Source organism: Streptococcus sp. GMD4S, assembly GCF_000296955.1.
In genome coordinates this window covers 1-1,068 of record NZ_AJRE01000268.1, presented here as the reverse complement: position 1 = coordinate 1,068, position 1,068 = coordinate 1, and the positions used below count along the sequence as shown (strand labels likewise).

The following is a 1,068-nucleotide window of genomic DNA, read 5'->3' as shown; positions in this document are numbered from 1 at the left end:
TTTCACTATCTATTCTATCATGAAAGAAAAAAATAGTAAACGCTTCCGACGTCTACTATTTCTTTTGTTCTTTTGTCTTTCTATCTCGTCTTATGATTAGGATGATAACGACAAGGAGTAAAATAACAATAATCAAGAGAAGAAAGGCAAGGATATAAATCCAATGCGTTGGTAGCCCTTGGTCAAAATAGCGTGTTCCTACTGCTTCCCCACTTTTATCCTGGGATGCTTTTAGTGGTGCATCCGTTATTTTAGCTAAGAGGATATGCCGTCCGTTGGTAATGTTAAGGAAACAGGTGCTTAACAAAACAATCTTGTCCGTTGAGGTCAAGGAAACATCTCGCTTGTACTTGGATTTACTTAGCAGATATTGATAGTAAGCCTGGTGTTCCTCATCGTTGGAACTCAAAGTCCGGTAAATCTCCGTGTCATAGGCATCCACTTCTAAAATCCCAAATATCTCCAGACCACGTTCACGACCATTGTAGTAGATAGAACCATAGCGATGCTTTTCAAAAAAATCTTGATCCGCAAATTTTTGAATCTCCCCAAACATAGCTCCAGAAGCCATGGAGTGACCATAAATGATGGTGTTAAAGTCGGTAAAGTTGGGGTTAAAACGATAGTCTAGGAATATAGAGCCTGACACAGTATAATCGCCAAAAGCATTGCGATCAAGGTATTTGACATTGTCCTGACTCTGCAAGAGGGGATAGTCTACCTTGGTCCCATCGAGGCTAATCCAACCACAGACTTCCTTGTTCAGGTGCTGCAAGGTTTCAAAGCCCGTACTGCTGGCATCCTTTTCAATGGGATTATAATGATCGTAGTCACTCGCAAGAACTCTATCAGCTGCATAAAGACAGAAAAAAGCTAGAAAGAGGGATAGAATGACCTTTATGGTTTTGTGACTTGTACTTGTTTTCATATTTCCTTCTTTCTCCTTTCTAGCCTTGAAAATAAAAGAGCAAGAGAGGCTGTCCCTTTCTCTTTTATTGGTAGTTTAGTCAGTAATGGTATCTGCTCCTTCTTCCTTTGCTTCTCTTCTACGACGCAAGATCAAATAGA

General features: G+C 40.1%; 1 protein-coding gene. It reads right to left on the bottom strand.

All coding sequences use genetic code 11. The features are described 5' to 3' along the window. Window positions 1–55 precede the first annotated feature (55 nt). Window positions 56–928, bottom strand: coding sequence for a class B sortase (gene srtB, locus GMD4S_RS09265; protein WP_000858433.1), 873 nt, complete (start codon window positions 926–928; stop codon window positions 56–58). Window positions 929–1,068 lie beyond the last annotated feature (140 nt).